General features: G+C 63.3%; 16 protein-coding genes. 6 read left to right on the plus strand and 10 right to left on the minus strand.

Annotated elements, in window-relative coordinates:
• Positions 1–846: chaperonin GroEL (groEL, locus tag FXB41_RS39765; RefSeq protein WP_219685643.1), on the minus strand; the 846-nt coding region annotated here is incomplete at its 3' end.
• 44 nt (positions 847–890) lie between these two features.
• A complete protein-coding gene (locus FXB41_RS39770) occupies positions 891–1205 on the minus strand; it encodes a co-chaperone GroES (protein WP_007602476.1) in 315 nt (104 codons plus the stop codon).
• A 377-nt stretch (positions 1206–1582) separates the two neighbouring features.
• On the opposite strand from FXB41_RS39770, the gene FXB41_RS39775 reads away from it, so the two are divergent.
• Positions 1583–1870 (plus strand): usg protein, encoded by a 288-nt coding sequence (locus FXB41_RS39775; RefSeq protein ID WP_007602477.1) that lies wholly within the window; start codon positions 1583–1585, stop codon positions 1868–1870.
• A gap of 148 nt (positions 1871–2018) precedes the next feature.
• Positions 2019–2558 (plus strand): cupin domain-containing protein, encoded by a 540-nt coding sequence (locus tag FXB41_RS39780; RefSeq protein WP_007602478.1) that lies wholly within the window; start codon positions 2019–2021, stop codon positions 2556–2558.
• A gap of 12 nt (positions 2559–2570) precedes the next feature.
• On the opposite strand, the gene FXB41_RS39785 is transcribed toward FXB41_RS39780, so the two are convergent.
• A complete protein-coding gene (locus FXB41_RS39785; protein WP_219685644.1) occupies positions 2571–4697 on the minus strand; it encodes an O-linked N-acetylglucosamine transferase, SPINDLY family protein in 2127 nt (708 codons plus the stop codon).
• Positions 4698–4818: 121 nt separating this feature from the next.
• Positions 4819–5778: a LysR substrate-binding domain-containing protein gene (locus FXB41_RS39790; RefSeq protein WP_246649619.1), complete on the minus strand. Its 960-nt coding sequence runs from the start codon at positions 5776–5778 to the stop codon at positions 4819–4821.
• A gap of 114 nt (positions 5779–5892) precedes the next feature.
• Here FXB41_RS39790 and FXB41_RS39795 point away from each other — a divergent pair, with 114 nt between their 5' ends.
• Positions 5893–6813: an amino acid ABC transporter substrate-binding protein gene (locus FXB41_RS39795; protein WP_219685645.1), complete on the plus strand. Its 921-nt coding sequence runs from the start codon at positions 5893–5895 to the stop codon at positions 6811–6813.
• A 27-nt stretch (positions 6814–6840) separates the two neighbouring features.
• Positions 6841–7911 (plus strand): threonine aldolase family protein, encoded by a 1071-nt coding sequence (locus tag FXB41_RS39800; protein WP_007602486.1) that lies wholly within the window; start codon positions 6841–6843, stop codon positions 7909–7911.
• 126 nt (positions 7912–8037) lie between these two features.
• Here the strand turns inward: FXB41_RS39800 and FXB41_RS39805 are convergent, their stop codons facing one another.
• Positions 8038–9288, minus strand: a complete 1251-nt coding sequence (locus FXB41_RS39805; RefSeq protein WP_007602488.1) for a NupC/NupG family nucleoside CNT transporter — start codon at positions 9286–9288, stop codon at positions 8038–8040.
• Between the two features lie 158 nt (positions 9289–9446).
• Between FXB41_RS39805 and FXB41_RS39810 the strand changes: the two genes are divergently transcribed.
• Positions 9447–10685, plus strand: coding sequence for an MFS transporter (locus FXB41_RS39810; RefSeq protein ID WP_219685650.1), 1239 nt, complete (start codon positions 9447–9449; stop codon positions 10683–10685).
• Positions 10686–10839: 154 nt separating this feature from the next.
• Here FXB41_RS39810 and FXB41_RS39815 read toward each other — a convergent pair whose 3' ends face one another.
• The 5 genes from FXB41_RS39815 to FXB41_RS39835 form a co-directional block, all read right to left on the minus strand.
• Positions 10840–11598, minus strand: coding sequence for an SDR family oxidoreductase (locus tag FXB41_RS39815; protein WP_007602492.1), 759 nt, complete (start codon positions 11596–11598; stop codon positions 10840–10842).
• Positions 11599–11624: 26 nt separating this feature from the next.
• On the minus strand, positions 11625–12383 hold the full coding sequence (locus tag FXB41_RS39820; RefSeq protein ID WP_219685646.1) for a proteasome-type protease: 759 nt from the start codon (positions 12381–12383) through the stop codon (positions 11625–11627).
• 123 nt (positions 12384–12506) lie between these two features.
• Positions 12507–13355: a transglutaminase family protein gene (locus FXB41_RS39825; RefSeq protein ID WP_219685647.1), complete on the minus strand. Its 849-nt coding sequence runs from the start codon at positions 13353–13355 to the stop codon at positions 12507–12509.
• 109 nt (positions 13356–13464) lie between these two features.
• Complete coding sequence (locus tag FXB41_RS39830) at positions 13465–14409, minus strand: alpha-E domain-containing protein (protein WP_007602499.1); 945 nt, start codon at positions 14407–14409, stop codon at positions 13465–13467.
• Between the two features lie 4 nt (positions 14410–14413).
• Positions 14414–15832: a circularly permuted type 2 ATP-grasp protein gene (locus FXB41_RS39835; RefSeq protein WP_007602500.1), complete on the minus strand. Its 1419-nt coding sequence runs from the start codon at positions 15830–15832 to the stop codon at positions 14414–14416.
• A 277-nt stretch (positions 15833–16109) separates the two neighbouring features.
• On the opposite strand from FXB41_RS39835, the gene FXB41_RS39840 reads away from it, so the two are divergent.
• On the plus strand, positions 16110–16651 hold a 542-nt coding region (locus FXB41_RS39840; protein WP_219685648.1), incomplete at its 3' end, for a competence/damage-inducible protein A.

Genomic DNA, 16651 nt, shown 5'->3' on the forward strand with positions numbered 1-16651 from the left:
GCCGAAGCCCGGAGCCTTGACGGCCGCAACCTTGAGGCCGCCACGGAGACGGTTCACGACCAGGGTCGCAAGCGCTTCGCCTTCGACGTCCTCGGCGACGATGACCAGCGGCTTACCGGTCTGCACCACGGCCTCGAGCAGCGGCAGCAGCTCGTTCAGCGAGGAGAGCTTCTTCTCGTTGATGAGGATGTAGGCGTCGTCCATCTCAACGCGCATCTTGTCGGCGTTGGTGACGAAGTAGGGCGAGATGTAGCCGCGGTCGAACTGCATGCCCTCGACGACGTCGAGCTCGGTCTCGAGCGACTTGGCTTCCTCGACGGTGATGACACCCTCGTTGCCGACCTTCTTCATGGCGTCGGCGAGGAACTTGCCGATCTCCGCGTCACCGTTGGCCGAGATGGTGCCGACCTGGGCGATCTCGTCGTTCGAGGTAACCTTCTTGGAGTTCTTGACGAGGTCCGCAACGACGGCTTCGACCGCGAGGTCGATACCGCGCTTCAGGTCCATCGGGTTCATGCCGGCGGCAACCGACTTGGCGCCTTCGCGCACGATCGCCTGGGCCAGCACAGTGGCGGTGGTGGTGCCGTCGCCGGCCGCGTCAGCGGACTTCGAAGCGACTTCGCGCACCATCTGCGCGCCCATGTTCTCGAACTTGTCCTCGAGCTCGATCTCCTTGGCGACGGTGACGCCGTCCTTGGTGATGCGGGGAGCGCCGAACGACTTGTCGAGCACGACGTTGCGGCCCTTCGGACCGAGCGTGACCTTCACCGCATTGGCGAGAATGTCGACGCCGCGGAGCATCTTGTCGCGCGCATCAACGGAGAATTTAACTTCTTTTGCTGCCATCTGGATTTTTTCCTTAGGTGTTTAGCTGGATAAGAGAGGGGCTCTTAGGCCGCCTTCTTCTTGGAAGCGGGGACGTCGAGGACGCCCATGATGTCGCTTTCCTTCATGATCAGCAGATCGATGTTGTCGATCTTGACCTCAGTGCCGGACCACTTGCCGAACAGCACGCGGTCGCCGACCTTCAGGTCGATCGGGATCAGCTTGCCTGCTTCGTCGCGGCCACCCGGGCCCACGGCGACGATCTCGCCCTGCGAGGGCTTTTCCTTGGCCGTGTCGGGAATGATGATGCCGCCAGCGGTCTTCTCTTCTGCGTCGATGCGCTTGACCACGACGCGGTCGTGAAGCGGACGGAATTTCATGCAGTTCTCCTAAGCTTTTGCACGAGTTGGGAATTTGGGGTTGTTAGCAGTCTGCGCCCGCGAGTGCTAGCACAGGCACAGCTGAGATAAGGCAGGATTTTGGCGGGAGCAAGGGCTTGTAGCAGAAAAATAGCACTCGGAAGCGCCGCCTGCCAAAATCTCTTCCCATCGTTAATCGCGCCGGCGCCCGTATTAGCACGGAGCCGCATCTGCTGCTAACGCATTGAATTTCAACAGCTTGTTAAACTTTTGGGCTTGAGATGGATTGTCAGTTTGCGTCACATTTCACTCATGTGAGCGCATCTCCGCCGGGTGGCTCGTAGGGCGCGTACCGGAAAGCCATCCCTTGAATATGCGCTCCTGCAAAGGAGGTTGGCATGGTCTCGCGAGTTGGGGTTGTTTCCGACGACTTCCGGAAACAGGTGCTGGGTTACGGGCTGACGACGGCCGAAATTCTCTACCGGATGCCGGATCATCGCTCGCTGCTCCAGACCTATGTCTGGCAGAACTACGACATGTTTCCGAAATTTCCCGCGCTGACGGATTTCCTGGCGTTCTGGCAGAAGAAGCTCGACGGGCCGCTATTCTCGGTCACCGTCGCGCATTCCAAGCTGATCAAGCCGGCCGAGCTGCGCGCGGTGGACGGCGTGTTCCGGCTGCATTGAAGGCGGAGCTGTGGGGTGGGTTAGCGTCAGCGTAACCCACCATGCTTCAACGGTTGCGGAAAGAAGAGGTGGGTTACGTTCGCGCTGACCCACCCCACGATTTCGCTTCTGTGCTAGCCTCTCCCCATAACAACAGGGGAGGCCGCTCATGGCCAAGAAAGCAAAATCGCGTAGCGCATCGCAGGCGGCGGTGAAGAAGCAAAGCGGGGCCAAACCCGCAGCACGATCCACGGCGCGCAAGGCGGTGAAGGCAAAAGCCCCCACGACAACGGCCAAGTCATCCGTCAAGAAAACCGCGCGGCCCAAGCAGCGCATCGCGATCAGCCATCACCGCGAGGAAGATTTCAAGGCCGACGGCCTGCGCACCTACGCGAAGTATCGCGATCTCGGCATCGCCGCCGCGAGCCACGGCCTCGCGCAAGCGCACGTGATCCGGCTGCAAGGCCCCTGCAATCCGGACGAGGTGTCGAAGCTGCACTTCCACGACGTCGAATTCCAGATGGTCTACGTGCTCAAGGGCTGGGTGAAGACCTATATGGACGGAGAGGGCGAGACGCTGATGAAAGAAGGCAGCGCCTGGACCCAGCCGCCGAAGATCAAGCACATGATCCTCGACTATTCGGACGACGTCGAACTGCTGGAGGTGATCCTGCCGGCGGAGTTCAGGACGGTGGAGTTGAAGGCGTAGGCGACGCGCAGATCAGCCGCCGTCGTTGCAATAGCGTTTCCACATCGCGCGATAGGCATCGTCCACCGCTTGCGCGTATGAGACGGGGTTGCCGGCGGCGGCAGCCTTGATTTGTCCGGGCAGTTCGCCGCGCAACTTATCGAGCTCGCCGATCTGCGACCCACGGCTCGCTGCGATTTCGACATACGCCTCATCGCTATCCGCGACCCAGTCCGGCAGGCCCAGCGCGGCAAGGATGGAGGCGGCAGCACGGCTCGGCAGGCTATGACCGAGCTTCGCCACCACCGGCACGCCCATCTGCAAGGCTTCCCAAGTGCTGACGCCGCCATTCTGCGGGAATGGGTCGAGACCAATATCGACCCGATTGAACGTTGCCAGATGTTCGTCGCGCGACGTGGCTCCGAGCAGATCGACGCGTTCGGCCGGCAATCGGCAAGCGGCAAACCGCGCCAGCAGGTTGTCGCGGACCAGCTGAGCGTCCAGCGCGGTATCCTTGATCAGCAGTCGCGAACCCGGCACCCGCTCGAGAATCCTGGACCAGACTTCCACTGCCTCGTTCGAAATCTTGCTGATGCGGTTGAAGACACCGAACGTGACGAAGCCGTTCGCAATCGCCGGCGTCGGCGCCCGCGCAATCCCCGCCGGCAGCGGCGCCAGCGTCACAAAGCACGGCAGGTCAACGATGGTCTCCGCAAACAGATGCCGAACCGCGACAGGAATCGCGACCGGGTCTGAGAATAGATAATCGATCGTCGGCAGCCCGGTGCCGGTACCGTGGCCCCAGCCATGCGCCTGAACAGGTGCGGGCTTGCGCGCAAACACACCGAGGCGGTTTCCGCTGGTATGGCCGGACAGATCGATCAGGATATCGACGCCATCGGCGCGGATCTGAGCGGCGAGACGATCGTCGGACCATTGCGAGGCGTCGCGCCAGCGATCGGCGATCCCCTGAAATTCGCGGGTCGTCGCATCCGCTTTCGCTGAACACGCGTAGCACACGATCTCGAACTGTGCCCGATCATGGTGCTGCAAGACCGGCTTGAAAACGAACGCCGCCGAATGTGCGTGAAAATCCGACGAGACATAACCCAGCACCAGACGGCGATCCGGATCGCGGCTGTTATCATGCGGTCCCGCCGCTGCTGAGGCGATCTTCGCACCGATCTGCTCCCACCATACATGTCGCGCTTGCTGATGCTGCGCAACGCTGGCGTCGGCCACAAAATCGAGGGTGAATATCTTGCTGGAGATCGTGCTCTGATCAGGCTCGATGTCGAGAGCTCTGTCGAAACTGGCGAGGGCTTCGTCAACCCGGCCAAGTGCCGCGAGACATTGGCCGAGCAGGCTGTGGGCCTGAGAGAAGCCGGGATCGGTCGCGAGAGCCATCTCGCAATCGGCCAATGCTTCAGCAACTTGCCGGGTCAGGAGCAGGATGCTGGCCCGCCGGAGCCACCCATTCGCGTCATCGGGTGCCAGGGCGATTGCTCGATTGCAATCCGCCATGGCTTCGTCAAATCGCTGAAGTTCCCGCAATGCAACGGCGCGGGTCGACAGCGCCGAGGCATAGTCAGGCTTGATCGATAGCGCGCGGTTTAAGCTTGCGATAGCCTCGTCATAGGCGCGCAGACGGCAGAGCGCCCAACCCCGGCCGTTATGGGCTTCGGAAAGTTTTCCGTCGATTGCGAGCGCCTTGTCGTAGCTCTCGAGCGCTTCCTGGTAAAGTTCAAGGGCCGCGCTCGCGTTCCCGAGATTGGACAGGGCTAAGGCGTAGTTGGGTCGGAAGGCGAGGGCCTTTCGATAGCTCTCGCGGGCCTCATTGTGACGTTTGAGCCCGTTGAGCGCGACGCCCAGGCTCATATGAGCTTCGGCAGATCGCGGATCCACGGCAACCGCTCGGCTCAGCAGAACTTGCGCTTGCTGATAGTTTTTGGCTTCAGACTCCAAGACGCCCAGCAAATGAAGCGCGATGAATTGGTTGGGCGCGAGCTCCAGGAGTTCGCGATAGGCCGCCTTGGCCTCGCGGAGAAGTCCCGCTTTGTGCAGCTGGAGGGCGCGCGCGAGCAACGGCGTCACCTCGGCTTTTTGCCGTTTCTGAAGCCGGGCATTTTGAAATGCCCGCTGGCCTGCGCTGTTGCTCATGAATCAATTCCACCCGAATCTCCTGAAGAGATTAACATGGAAGGATTGTCCGGATTGCGCTGCGCTCTATCGGAGCTGCGACGGCACCAGCCTCACACAAGCTTCACGCCGGATCGACCCACTACCGCTCGAGATAGCCCAATTCCGCGCTCATGACCTTGCGAGCATATTCGCTGAAGGCATCAATCAACCGGGCGCGCGCGGCATAAGGCGGATAGAGCAATGCGATCGTAACGGGGACAGCCGGGTTGAAGGGGCGCGTGACCAGAGCCGCGCCAGAGCTTTCGTCATGCGCGGCAATCGGGTTGATAATGCTGATGCCGAGGCCCGCCGCGACCAGGGCACAGACCGACGCGCCCAGATCGGTCTCCGCAACAATGCGGCGCGCGACGCCCGCCTGCGCGAAGATCGTATCGATGCGATCGTATAGTGGGCTCCCCGTGGCGAAGGAAATGAAGGCCTCGTCGGCGAAATCGGCGGGACGCAACGTCTTCTTCTGCGCAAGACGATGCGCCTTCGGCATGATCGCGACGCAACGGGTCTTGAGCACCGGCTCGACATGCACCCCGGCAACCTCGCCGTAGAGCATCGCCAATCCGGTGTCGCAAAGCCCGGAACTGACCCAGTCGTGCACGGCGCTCGCCGTGCCGGATCGGATCGAGATCATCACATGCGGATAGTCCACCTTGAAGCGTGCCGCGATGCGCGTCAGCAGGCCGCCGGCCAGGCGCGGCATCGCCGCAACGCTTAACCGACCCATACCGAACGAGCGGATGCTGGCTGCGCTGGCCTCCAGTCCTGCCAAGGCGATGAAAGTCTTCTCGACCTCCTGGAAAAAGCGCGATCCGTCCACCGTCGGGCGGAGGCGGCCGCCACTGCGGTCGAACAGCGGGAATTGTGTGATCGCTTCCAGCTGTCCGATCAAGCGGCTGATCTGGGGTTGCGAGGTATGCATGCGCTGAGCCGCCTGCGTCATCGATCCCGTCACGAAGACCGCCCGAAAAGCCTCCACATGCTTCAGGCCCATGCGTCTGGTGGCCATATCAAATCCGTATAGGAGAGTATGAAACTGGAATTTCATCAGATCGGGCTTTTCGACGATAGTCCAGAGCATGAAGCCGTTCGTACGGAGCTGTCCTGTGGTTGCTCACCCGCCGTGGAGGGCGTCACCGACATTCGCGACAAGAGGGGACATATGAAAGCGACAATGATCAAGGCACTGGCCGCGGCGACCGTCGCTGGTGTTCTTCTTTCCAGCGAGGCCATGGCCCAGGGTGCGAGCAGGCTCGACAAGATCCGTGAGAGCGGCTCGATCACATTGGGGTACCCCGAGACCTCGGTGCCCTTCGCCTATCTCGACGGTAACCAGAAGCCGATCGGTTACACCGTGGAAATCTGTGAACAGGTGGTGCAGGCGATCAAGACGGCCCTCAAGCTCCCGAAGCTCGAGATTCGCTATAACCCCATAACCTCGGCGACACGGATTCAGCTGCTCGCCAACGGGACGATCGATCTCGAATGCGGCAACACGACCAACAATGTCGAGCGGCATAAACTCGTTGCCTTTGCTCCCACCACCTTCGTTGCGCAGGTTGTCCTCGTCGCGCGCAAGGATGGGGGGGTCGATGTCAACGAGCCGGCTTCGTTTCGCGGCAAGGCCATCGCCGCCCAAGCCGGCGGCCAGACTTTCAAGGTGATTACGCTGATCAACGCCAGGGACAATCTCGGCATCACGGTGGTGCCAGCCAAGGACACCGCCGAGACCTTCTTGTTGGTGTCGACGGGCCGTGTGGCCGGCACCGCCAACGATGACGGTCTCGCCTATGCCACGGTCGCATCGTCCAGAACGCCGGATGACTTCCTGATCGGTAGCAAGAGTCTCGAGACGGCGCCCTATGGTATCGTCCAACCCAAGGATGACCCTGCTTTCAAGAAGATGGTCGACGATGCCGTGATCGATCTGATGAAGAGCGGGCAGGTTGAGGCGCTCTACGACAAATATTTCAATTCACCGATCCCGCCGCATGGCCTCAACCTGAAATTTCCGATGAGCGCCGCCCTGAAGCGGGCGCTGGCCAACCCGACGGATTCCGGCGACCCGGCAGTCTACGAATGACGCGACAAGCGCTCTAGAGGTCTCGCAATGGCACATCAACACGACACGAGTCCGGCGGGCGCCGGGTTGCCACCCATCGACCTGCGCAGCGATACTGTCACCAAGCCGACCGAGGCGATGTATGGCCGCATGGCCTCTGCGCCGCTCGGCGATGACGGGCTGGACGGTGACCCGACGGTGCAAGAGCTGGAGGCCGTCACAGCTGCGGCGTTGGGCAAGGACGCCGGCCTGTTTGTGCCGAGCTGCACCATGGCCAATCTGCTGGCGACGCTGGCGCAGTCGCAGCGCAGCGAACAGATCGTGCTGGAATCGAATGCCCATATGTACACCTCGGAACGAGGGGCGGCGACGTTTACCGGGCAGTTCTATCTTGCAATAGCCGGCACCGCCGGAGCTATGGACCTGAATTTGTTGGAGGACGCCCTGCAGGGCGAAGGGCTCAAGCTCGGGACCGCTCTTGTCGCAATGGAAACCTCGCACAACAACGCGAGCGGCGCCGTATTGCCGCTGGATCATATGCAGGCCGTGCACGCCATGGCCTCAGCCCGCGGTGTGCCGGTGCATCTCGACGGCGCGCGGCTGTTCAACGCCGCCGTCGCCCTTGAAACGACGCCGGCCGAGGTTGCGAGACATTGCGACACGGTGTCTCTGTGTCTGTCGAAGGGCCTGAGCGCACCCGCCGGTGCCGTGCTCGCCGGGCCGCGCGCGGTGATCGACAGCAGTCGCAGGTTTCGCCGCATGCTCGGAGGCACGCAGCGCCAGATCGGCGTCCTCGCCGCGGCCGGCCTGGAGGCGGTTCAGGTCATGGGGCCGCGTCTGGCGGAGGATCACCGGCGTGCGCGAGCCCTGAGTGATGCGTTGAACGCGATGCATCCAAACATCAGCGCGACAATCCCGCAGACGAACATCGTGCAGGTTGATGTCTCTCTCTCCGGGCGCGACAGCGCCGTGTGGTCGGGGGCTCTCGAAAAGGCGGGCCTGCGGGCGAGGCCTTGGGGCAAGCATCGCTTGCGTTGTGTGACCCATCGCCATATCGATGATGCGGATATTGATCGTGCGGTCATGGCATTTCGCACCGTGGCTGCGGCTTTGGTTTAGACATCTGCCGATGTGAATCGGGTCTCTTGTAGCCCGGATGGAGCGAAGCGAAATCCGGGGCCGCTGCTTGCGACCGATAGGCTTTCCCGGATTGCGCTGCGCTCCATCCGGACTACGAGATCGTTACTACGTCAGCACGCCCACCACCGCCCCCATCAGACACGTCGTCAGCGTCCCCGACACGATCGACTTCAGCCCGAGCGCGTTGATTTCCTCGCGCCGTTCCGGCGCCATCACGCCGAGACCGCCGATCATGATGCCGAGGCTGGCGAAATTGGCGAAGCCGCACATCGCATACAGCATGATCAGGCGCGAGCGCGGATCGAACGTGCCGGGCGGCAGCTTCGAGAAGTCGACATAGGCGATCAGCTCGTTCAGCACGGTTTTCGTGCCCATCAGGCTACCGGCGGTGATCGCCTGGTCCCACGGCAATCCCATCAGCCAGCACACCGGCGCCATCACGAGGCCGAGCAGGCGCTGCAACGAGATCGCGGCGCCGCCGATATCCGGCAGCAGGCCGAGGATCGCATTGACGAGGTAGACCAGCGCCACCAGCACCAGCAGCATGGCGACGATGTTGATCAGCAGCTCGATCCCCGCGCCGGTCCCTTTCACGATCGCATCCATCGTGCCGGAGACTTCCATGTCGGGATCTTCCAGTGCGCCGCCGGTGCGCTTGTCGGATGTCTCGGGCACCATGATCAGGCTGACCAGGATCGCGGCCGGCGCACCCAGCACCGAGGCGATGACGAAATGCGCGGCTGCATCGGGAATGAGGGGAGCAAGGAGCGTCGCATACAGCACCAGCACCGTGCCGGCGATGCCGGCCATGCCGCCGGTCATTACAAGGAATAACTCGCTGCGGGTCATCTGCGCGAGATAAGGTCGCACGAACAGCGGCGCCTCGACCATGCCGAGAAAGATGTTGGCGGCGGTCGAGAGCCCGACCGCGCCGCCGACGCCGAGCGTCCGCTCGAGCAGCCAGGCCATGCCGCGCACCACCGGCGGCAGCACGCGCCAATAGAACAAGAGCGTCGTCAGCACGCTCATGACCAGCACGATCGGCAGCGCCTGGAACGCCAGGACGAAATCGGCACCCGGTGCTTTCAGGTCGAAGGGCAGGGGACCGCCGCCGACATAGCCGAACACGAAGGAGGAGCCGGCGCGCGAGGCCGCCGAGATCGCGCCCACGGCGTCGTTGATGGTACCGAAGGCGCGCGCGACGACGGGCACCTTCAGGAGAACGATCGCGGTGACGAAGGTAGCGATGAGGCCGATCGCCGCCTGGCGCAGCGAGGCCGCGCGGCGATTCTCGCTCAGGACCAAGGCGATCAACAGCAATGCGAAAATGCCGAGTGCCGATTGCAGCCGCAGCATGATGTCCCCAAACCCCGATGATTATGGCCACCCCTGCATTGCAAACGCAATGCCGGAAAATTGTCGGAGCGTCCCGCTGTTGACAAGCAGGTCCGCGTCAGCCACCCGGAGCACGTCGCCATCAGGAGCCGGATAGTCCGAACGTGACCGAAGAGGCGATGCCAAGCCAGCCAATATCGGGAAACCCGCCGGTCAGCGCCCGCGCGCTCCTCTCCCATCGCGCCTTCCTGTTCTTTCTGCTCTCGCGCAGCTTGTCGCGTTTCTCCAGCCAGATCGCGGCGGTCGCGATCGGCTGGCAGATTTACGATCTCACGGGCTCGGCCTTCGATCTCGGCATGGTCGGCCTCGTGCAATTCCTGCCCACCGCGCTGCTGGTGTTCGTCGCCGGCCATGCCGCCGACCGCTACGAGCGCAAGCGCGTGGTCCAGCTCTGCCAGCTCGTGGAAGCCGCGACCGCGCTCTATCTCGGCGTCATCACCTATCTCGGCTTGGTCAGCGAACTTCAGATTTTCGTGGCAACCTTCGTGCTCGGCATTGCCGGAGCCTTCGAAAGTCCGACCACTGCCGCGCTGCTGCCGGCGATCGCGCCGCAGGGCTCGCTCCAGCGCGCCACCGCCGTCTCCAGCGGTGCGGCGCAGGTCGCGACCATTACAGGGCCGGCGCTCGGCGGTTTTGCCTACGCGGTTGCGCCGCATCTCGCCTACGCGGTGATGGTGCTGTTCTGGATCTTCGGGATGATCCTGACCGGCTTCATCCGGCCGCGCCCGCAGGCGATCGCCAAGGATATGGCGGGAGCCGACGATATCTTCGCCGGCGTCCGCTTCATCCGCAGCAATCCGGCGATCCTCGGCACCATCTCGCTCGATCTGTTCGCGGTGCTGTTCGGCGGCGTCACCGCGCTGTTGCCGATCTATGCCCGAGATATCCTCCAGACCGGTCCGATGGGGCTCGGGATCCTGCGCGCCGCGCCCGCGGTCGGCGCGCTGCTGATGACCATGGTGCTGGCCCGACACGCCATTTCGCGGCATGTGGGCCTGCGCATGTTTCAGGCCGTGATCGTGTTCGGCGTCGCAACGATCGTGTTCGCACTGTCGTCCTGGATGTGGCTGTCGGTGCTCGCGCTCGCCGTTCTCGGCGCGGCCGATACGATCAGCGTCGTGATCCGCTTCTCGCTCGTGCAGCTCGCGACCCCCGACGAGATGCGCGGCCGGGTCGGTGCGGTGAACTTCCTCTTCATCAACGCCTCGAACCAGCTCGGCCAGTTCGAGAGCGGGGTTGCCGCCGCACTGTTCGGCGCCATGCCAGCTGCCGTGCTGGGCGGCGTCTGCACGGTCGCGGTGGCGCTGTTGTGGATGAAGCTGTTTCCGAGCCTGCGGCAGGTGGAGAGTTTGGAGTAGGGGAAGGCCTCGTGTCCCGGACGCGGTGCGGCACGAAGTGACGCGCTGCTGAGCCGGGACCCAGAACGCCAAGAACGAGGTCGCGGATGCGTGGGCCCCGGCTCAGCAGCGCGTCATTGCATGCCGCGCTGCGTCCGGGGCACGAGAGCGGCGTTCAACCCCGCCCGACGAACGGCATCTTGGTTGCCATGACGGTCATGGTCAGCACGTTGGCATCGAGCGGCAGGCCGGCCATGTAGGCGACGGCATCGCCGACCGCTTTCGCGTCCATGCGCGGCTCCTGCTTCGACGTGCCGTCGGGCTGCAGCACGCCGGGACCGTTGACCATGCGATCGGTCATGGGAGTCGCGGCATTGCCGATGTCAACCTGGCCGACTGCGATGTCGTACATGCGGCCGTCGAGGTTGGACGCCTTGGTGAGGCCGGTGATGGCGTGCTTGGTCGAAGTATAGGCCGCCGAGAACGGCCGCGGCGCATGCGCCGAGATCGAGCCGTTGTTGATGATGCGGCCGCCGCGCGGGCTCTGGTCCTTCATGATGCGGAAGGCGTGCTGGGTGCACAGGAACGGGCCTGTGAGGTTGGTGTTCACTACCGCCTGCCACTGCTCGAGGCTGAGATCCTCGAAATTCACCGGCGGTGCGCCCATGCCGGCATTGTTGAAGAGCACGTCGAGCCGGCCATAGGTGGCCTTCACCTTGTCGAACAGCGCGGCGATCGAGTCCGGCTTGGTCATGTCGGCGGTGACGCAGAGGCTTTTTCCCGCAGGACCGAGCTTGGCCGTCTCCTCGAGCATGTCGGGCCGGCGCCCGACCAGCACCACGGTGAAGCCGGTGTTCATCAGCGCCAGTGACGCCGCGCGCCCGACTCCGGTGCCGGCGCCCGTCACCACCGCGATCTTTTTCGCTTCACTCATCGTTTCCTGCCTTTTCTCTTGATCTGTCAGGTTTTGGAGTCTTTTTCGTTCTTGTAGGGCGGCCGCGGAATGTTCTGATGTGCGGCGCGCAAGGCCGCCGACCAGCGCGAGCGCAAATCGTGGAAATAGGGCTCCCCCGCCTCGATGCGGTGGTTGAGATCGGCCTCGCAGGCGTCGGCGCGCACGACCAGTACGTCGATCGGCAGGCCGACGCCGAGATTCGAGCGCATGGTCGAATCCATCGAGATCAGCCCGGTCTTCAGTGCCTCGTAGAGCTCGACGTCGTAATGCATGGCGCGGTCGAGCACCGGCTTGCCGTATTTGTGCTCGCCGATCTGCAGATAGGGTGTGTCGGTGGTGCATTCGATGAAATTGCCGGCGGTGTAGACCATGAACAGGCGCATGCGCGCGCCGCTAATCTGGCCGCCGAACAGGAAGGAGACGTCGAACGACACGTCCTCGGATCTCAGCGCCGGGCCCTCGGTCGCGTGCACGGCCCGGATCGCCCGGCCAATGCGCTGGGCGGCCTGGAACATGGTCGGCGCGTTCATCAGGGTCTCGATCTCACCCGTGTTGGGGTCTTCGAGGCCCTCGGTCAGCGTCGAGAGCACCGACTGGCTGACGGCGAGGTTGCCGGCGCTGGCGATCGCCATGATGCGGTCGCCGGGCTTGGAGAAGATGTGGAGCTTGCGGAAGGTCGAGACGTTGTCGAGGCCCGCATTGGTGCGGGTGTCGGCGATCATCACCAGACCGTCCCGAACCAGAATTCCGCAACAATAGGTCATTTCCAGTCCCCGAACGCGTTTGCGCGGAATTACTAGCCAATTTCAAGGGCCGCTCCAACCCCCGATTGCCGCGGGGCGGCAGGGTGGAAACCGACTGTGGGTGAGGGGCGCGCGCGGCGCGGCTCAGCTCTGCCGCTGGGACTGCGATTGCGACTGGCCGCCGCGGCCGGCCTGCTCGACCTTGACCGCCACCGACAGCGTCTCCGCGCCGCCGCCATAGCGGGTGCCGCGCACGGGCGCTGCGCCGAGATAATCCAGCCCGATCGCGACGCGGACATGGGCGTCGGTGGCGCAGATGCTGTTGGCGGGGTCGAAGCCGACCCAGCCGAGACCGTCGACATAGGCCTCCGCCCAGGCATGGCCCGCGTCCTGATGCACCGTGCCGTCTGAGCGCAGGAAGTGGCCGGAGACAAAGCGCGCCGGCACGCCCCCGCTGCGCGCGCAGGCGATGAAGATGTGCGCGTAGTCCTGGCAGACGCCGCGCTTGAGCGTGAACGCTTCCGCCGCCGACGTGCCGCTGTTGGTGGGGTCCTCGTCGAACGTCATGTGATCGCTGATTTGCGTCATCAGCGTGTGCAGGAAGCCGAGCATGTCGCTCTCGGCCTCGCTGCGCAGCTGGCGCGCGACCGCATTCATCGCCGGATTGACCGCGGTGAGGTCGGTGGCGCGCAAGAACATGCCGGCCGGAAAGCGCTCGTCGGCGCCGCGAAGAACGCCGCCGGTGTCGTGGGTCTCGATCAGGCCCTCGGCGGTGATCTTGATGTCGCCGACGGGTCCGCAGGACAGCACATGGGTGACGTTGCCGAACGCGTCCTCGTGGGTGTCGAGCTTGGTGTCGGTCGACACGTCGATCTGCCACTCCGCCACATATTGCCCGTCATGGCTGCCCGGCGTCATGCGCAGGATCTGGATCACGCTCGTAGCCTGCGGCTCGTAGCGATAGGTCGTGGTGTGCAGGATTCGCAGGCGCATGGTGGACCGTGATTTCTAAATGGTCATTCCGGGGCGATGCGTCAGCATCGAACCCGGAATCTCGAGATTCCGGGTCTGGTCCTACGGACCGTCCCGGAATGACAGAAGGTCAGATCAAATACTGCTTCGTGATGATTTCGCCCAGCCTGGAATTGTCCGAGATGAATTCCTGAATGAATTCATGCACGCCATGCTGGAAAATGTCGTTCATATTGCTGTGTTCCAGCCGGTTGCGGATGCCGCGGGCATGGCGCTGGGCCGGGCCCTGGCGGCCATAGGCGACCCCGATCTGATCGAGATTGCGCACGAGGTTGCCGTAGCAGCTCGCCAGTGAACGCGGCAGCGTGTCGTTGAGGATCAGGAGGTCCGCGATTAGCCAGGGTTTCAGCGTCTCGCGATAGACCCAGTGGTAGGCCGTCAGCGCCGAAACCGAGCGCAGGATCGAGGTCCACTGGTAGAAATCGAGAGGGCCACCGACGTGCTCCTCCTCGGGCAGCAGCACATGGTATTTCACGTCGAGAATACGTGCGGTGTTGTCGGCGCGTTCGAGATGCAGGCCCATCCGCGAAAACCAGTACGCGTCGTTGCGCAACATGGTCCGGTAGGCCGAGCCGTCGAAACGCAGCGAGGTCTCCTGCACGAAGCGCAGGAACTTTGCGAGATCCTCGCGCGTGGAGGTCCCTCTGCTCCAGACCTCCTGCAGTTCGATCCAGGCCGAGTTGATGGTGTCCCACATCTCGCTCGTCAGCGCTGTGCGAACCGAGCGCGAATTCAGCCGCGCCGCCTCGATGCAGTTCCTGATCGAGGACGGATTGTCCGCGGAGAACGAGAGATAGTCGACGACGTTGTGCTCGTTGGCTTCTTCATACTGCTGATAGAAGCTCGCGGCGACGCCGGCGGTCAAAAGCGCCGAGTCCCATTCGTTGGTCTTGCCGATATAGGCGGCGGGAAGCGCGGTGACGCGCAGCGTCGCATCGATGGTGCGCGCGAGATACTCGGCCCGTTCGACGTAACGGGCGAGCCAATAGAGGTTTTCGGCGGTACGCGACAGCATCTCTCTACTCGTCCAGGATCCAGGTATCTTTGGTGCCGCCGCCCTGGCTCGAATTCACCACCAGGGAGCCTTCCTTCAGGGCAACGCGTGTCAACCCGCCGGGCACGATCGTGGTGCTCTTGCTGCCGGTGAGCACGAACGGTCGCAGGTCCACGTGGCGCGGCGCAAGGCCGGATGCCGTGCAGGTCGGGCAGGTCGAGAGCGCCAGCGTCGGCTGCGCGATGAAGCCTTCGGGCTCGCGCTTGAGCTTTTCGCGGAAGGCTTCAATCGTCGCCTTGGTCGCGGCAGGTCCGATCAGCATGCCGTAGCCGCCGGAGCCGTGCACCTCCTTCACGACGAGTTCGTTCAAATTGTCCAGCACATAGGCGAGATCCTTCGGCTCGCGGCAGCGCCAGGTCTGCACGTTCTTCAGAATCGGCTCCTCGCCGAGATAGAATTTCACGATCTCCGGCATGTAGGAGTAGATCGCCTTGTCGTCGGCGATGCCGGTGCCGACGGCGTTGGCGAGCGTGATGTTGCCGGCCGCGTAGGCCGACATCAGCCCGGGCACGCCGAGCGCCGAGTCGGGGCGGAATGTGAGGGGGTCGAGGTAGTCGTCGTCGACGCGGCGGTAGATCACGTCAACACGCTTCACCCCTTCCGTCGTGCGCATGAACACTTCGTTGTTCTTGACGATGAGGTCGCGGCCCTCGACGAGTTCGATGCCGAGCTTGTCGGCGAGGAAGGAGTGCTCGTAATAGGCCGAGTTGTAGACGCCCGGCGTGAGGAGCGCGACGGTCGGCTCGCCGGAGGCGCTTTGCGGCGCCACCGAGCGCAAGGCGGACAGCAGCTCGTCCGGATAGCGTTCGACCGGCGCCACCCTGTGACGGGCGAACAGATCCGGAAACAGCCGCATCATGATCTCGCGGTTTTCCAGCATGTAGGACACGCCCGAAGGCGTGCGCGCATTGTCCTCCAGCACGATGAAGTCCTCGGCATCGACCCTGATGATATCGATGCCGGCGATGTGCACGTAGACGTCGTGCGGCACCTGCTGGCCATTCATCTCAGGACGGAACACCGGGTTCTGGAAGATCAGATCGGCGGGCACGATCTCGGCGCGCAGGATATCGCGGCCGTGATAGATGTCGCGCAGGAACATGTTGAGCGCGCGCACGCGCTGCTTCAGGCCCTTCTCCAGCAGCGACCATTCCTTGCCGGACATGATCCGCGGGATCACGTCGAAGGGGATCAGGCGCTCCGTGGATTCGGAGTCCCCGTAGACCGCGAAGGTAATGCCGATGCGGCGGAAGAGGAGCTCGGCCTCCTGGCGCCGATATTCGAGCGCCTCGGGAGGCGTCTCCTTGAGCCAGCGCGCCAGCTCCTGATAGGCGGGGCGAAGGTCCCCACCGGGAATGTTCATTTCATCAAACGCGACTGCCATAGATCCCGACTTGTCTCCGCAAGGCGTTGCGCCATTCGACAGGCCGCCAGGCCTTGGTGAAGACCGCAACGTCCTGGCCATGCGGCAAGAGTGCATGACTTTCATGCGGTAGCAAGGGCCGGGCCAGCGCGATAAGCATGGGGAGAGGACATTTGCCGGGGATGGCCGGCGGCTTGCCTGAAAAAATGGCTGAGGACTGCTTATTTCGGCAGCAAAACCGCGTGACTTCAACGCGTTACCTCGGCAAAGTCGCGCCGATAGGTGAGGGACTTGAGGTATGAGCGAGATCGTCACGGCGGGTATTCTGGTCATTGGGGACGAAATCCTGTCCGGCCGGACTAAGGACAAGAACATCGGCTTCATCGCCGAATACCTGACCAATATCGGCATCGACCTGAAGGAGGTCCGGGTCGTCTCCGACGACGAGCCCGACATCATTGCCGCGTTGGATGCATTGCGGCATCGCTACACCTATGTCTTCACCACAGGTGGCATCGGGCCGACCCATGACGACATCACCGCCGACAGCGTCGCCAAGGCGTTCGGCGTCGGCATCGACCATCACCCGGAGGTGGTCGCCCGTTTCCGCGAGCGCTGGAGCGAGCAGGACCTCAACGAGGCCCGCCTGCGCATGGCCCGGATTCCTGATGGTGCCGAGTTGATCCAGAGCGCGACCATCCTCGCCCCCGGCTTCAAGATCGGCAATGTCATCGTGATGGCGGGCGTGCCCTCGATCATGCAGGCGATGATGGACATTGTCTCGCCCAAGCTGAAATCGGGCGTGCGCATGCTCTCCGAATCGGTCCGCGCCAATGCGCG

Origin of the sequence: Bradyrhizobium canariense (genome assembly GCF_019402665.1) — a bacterium.
Lineage (GTDB): Bacteria > Pseudomonadota > Alphaproteobacteria > Rhizobiales > Xanthobacteraceae > Bradyrhizobium > Bradyrhizobium canariense.

Bases quoted from the DNA above. Each gene is read 5' to 3' on its own strand.
- FXB41_RS39770 (WP_007602476.1), bottom strand. From the start codon at position 1,205: ATGAAATTCCGTCCGCTTCACGACCGCGTCGTGGTCAAGCGCATCGAC.
- FXB41_RS39775 (WP_007602477.1), top strand. From the start codon at position 1,583: ATGGTCTCGCGAGTTGGGGTTGTTTCCGACGACTTCCGGAAACAGGTG.
- FXB41_RS39780 (WP_007602478.1), top strand. From the start codon at position 2,019: ATGGCCAAGAAAGCAAAATCGCGTAGCGCATCGCAGGCGGCGGTGAAG.
- FXB41_RS39785 (WP_219685644.1), bottom strand. From the start codon at position 4,697: ATGAGCAACAGCGCAGGCCAGCGGGCATTTCAAAATGCCCGGCTTCAG.
- FXB41_RS39790 (WP_246649619.1), bottom strand. From the start codon at position 5,778: ATGAAATTCCAGTTTCATACTCTCCTATACGGATTTGATATGGCCACC.
- FXB41_RS39795 (WP_219685645.1), top strand. From the start codon at position 5,893: ATGAAAGCGACAATGATCAAGGCACTGGCCGCGGCGACCGTCGCTGGT.
- FXB41_RS39800 (WP_007602486.1), top strand. From the start codon at position 6,841: ATGGCACATCAACACGACACGAGTCCGGCGGGCGCCGGGTTGCCACCC.
- FXB41_RS39805 (WP_007602488.1), bottom strand. From the start codon at position 9,288: ATGCTGCGGCTGCAATCGGCACTCGGCATTTTCGCATTGCTGTTGATC.
- FXB41_RS39810 (WP_219685650.1), top strand. From the start codon at position 9,447: ATGCCAAGCCAGCCAATATCGGGAAACCCGCCGGTCAGCGCCCGCGCG.
- FXB41_RS39815 (WP_007602492.1), bottom strand. From the start codon at position 11,598: ATGAGTGAAGCGAAAAAGATCGCGGTGGTGACGGGCGCCGGCACCGGA.
- FXB41_RS39820 (WP_219685646.1), bottom strand. From the start codon at position 12,383: ATGACCTATTGTTGCGGAATTCTGGTTCGGGACGGTCTGGTGATGATC.
- FXB41_RS39825 (WP_219685647.1), bottom strand. From the start codon at position 13,355: ATGCGCCTGCGAATCCTGCACACCACGACCTATCGCTACGAGCCGCAG.
- FXB41_RS39830 (WP_007602499.1), bottom strand. From the start codon at position 14,409: ATGCTGTCGCGTACCGCCGAAAACCTCTATTGGCTCGCCCGTTACGTC.
- FXB41_RS39835 (WP_007602500.1), bottom strand. From the start codon at position 15,832: ATGGCAGTCGCGTTTGATGAAATGAACATTCCCGGTGGGGACCTTCGC.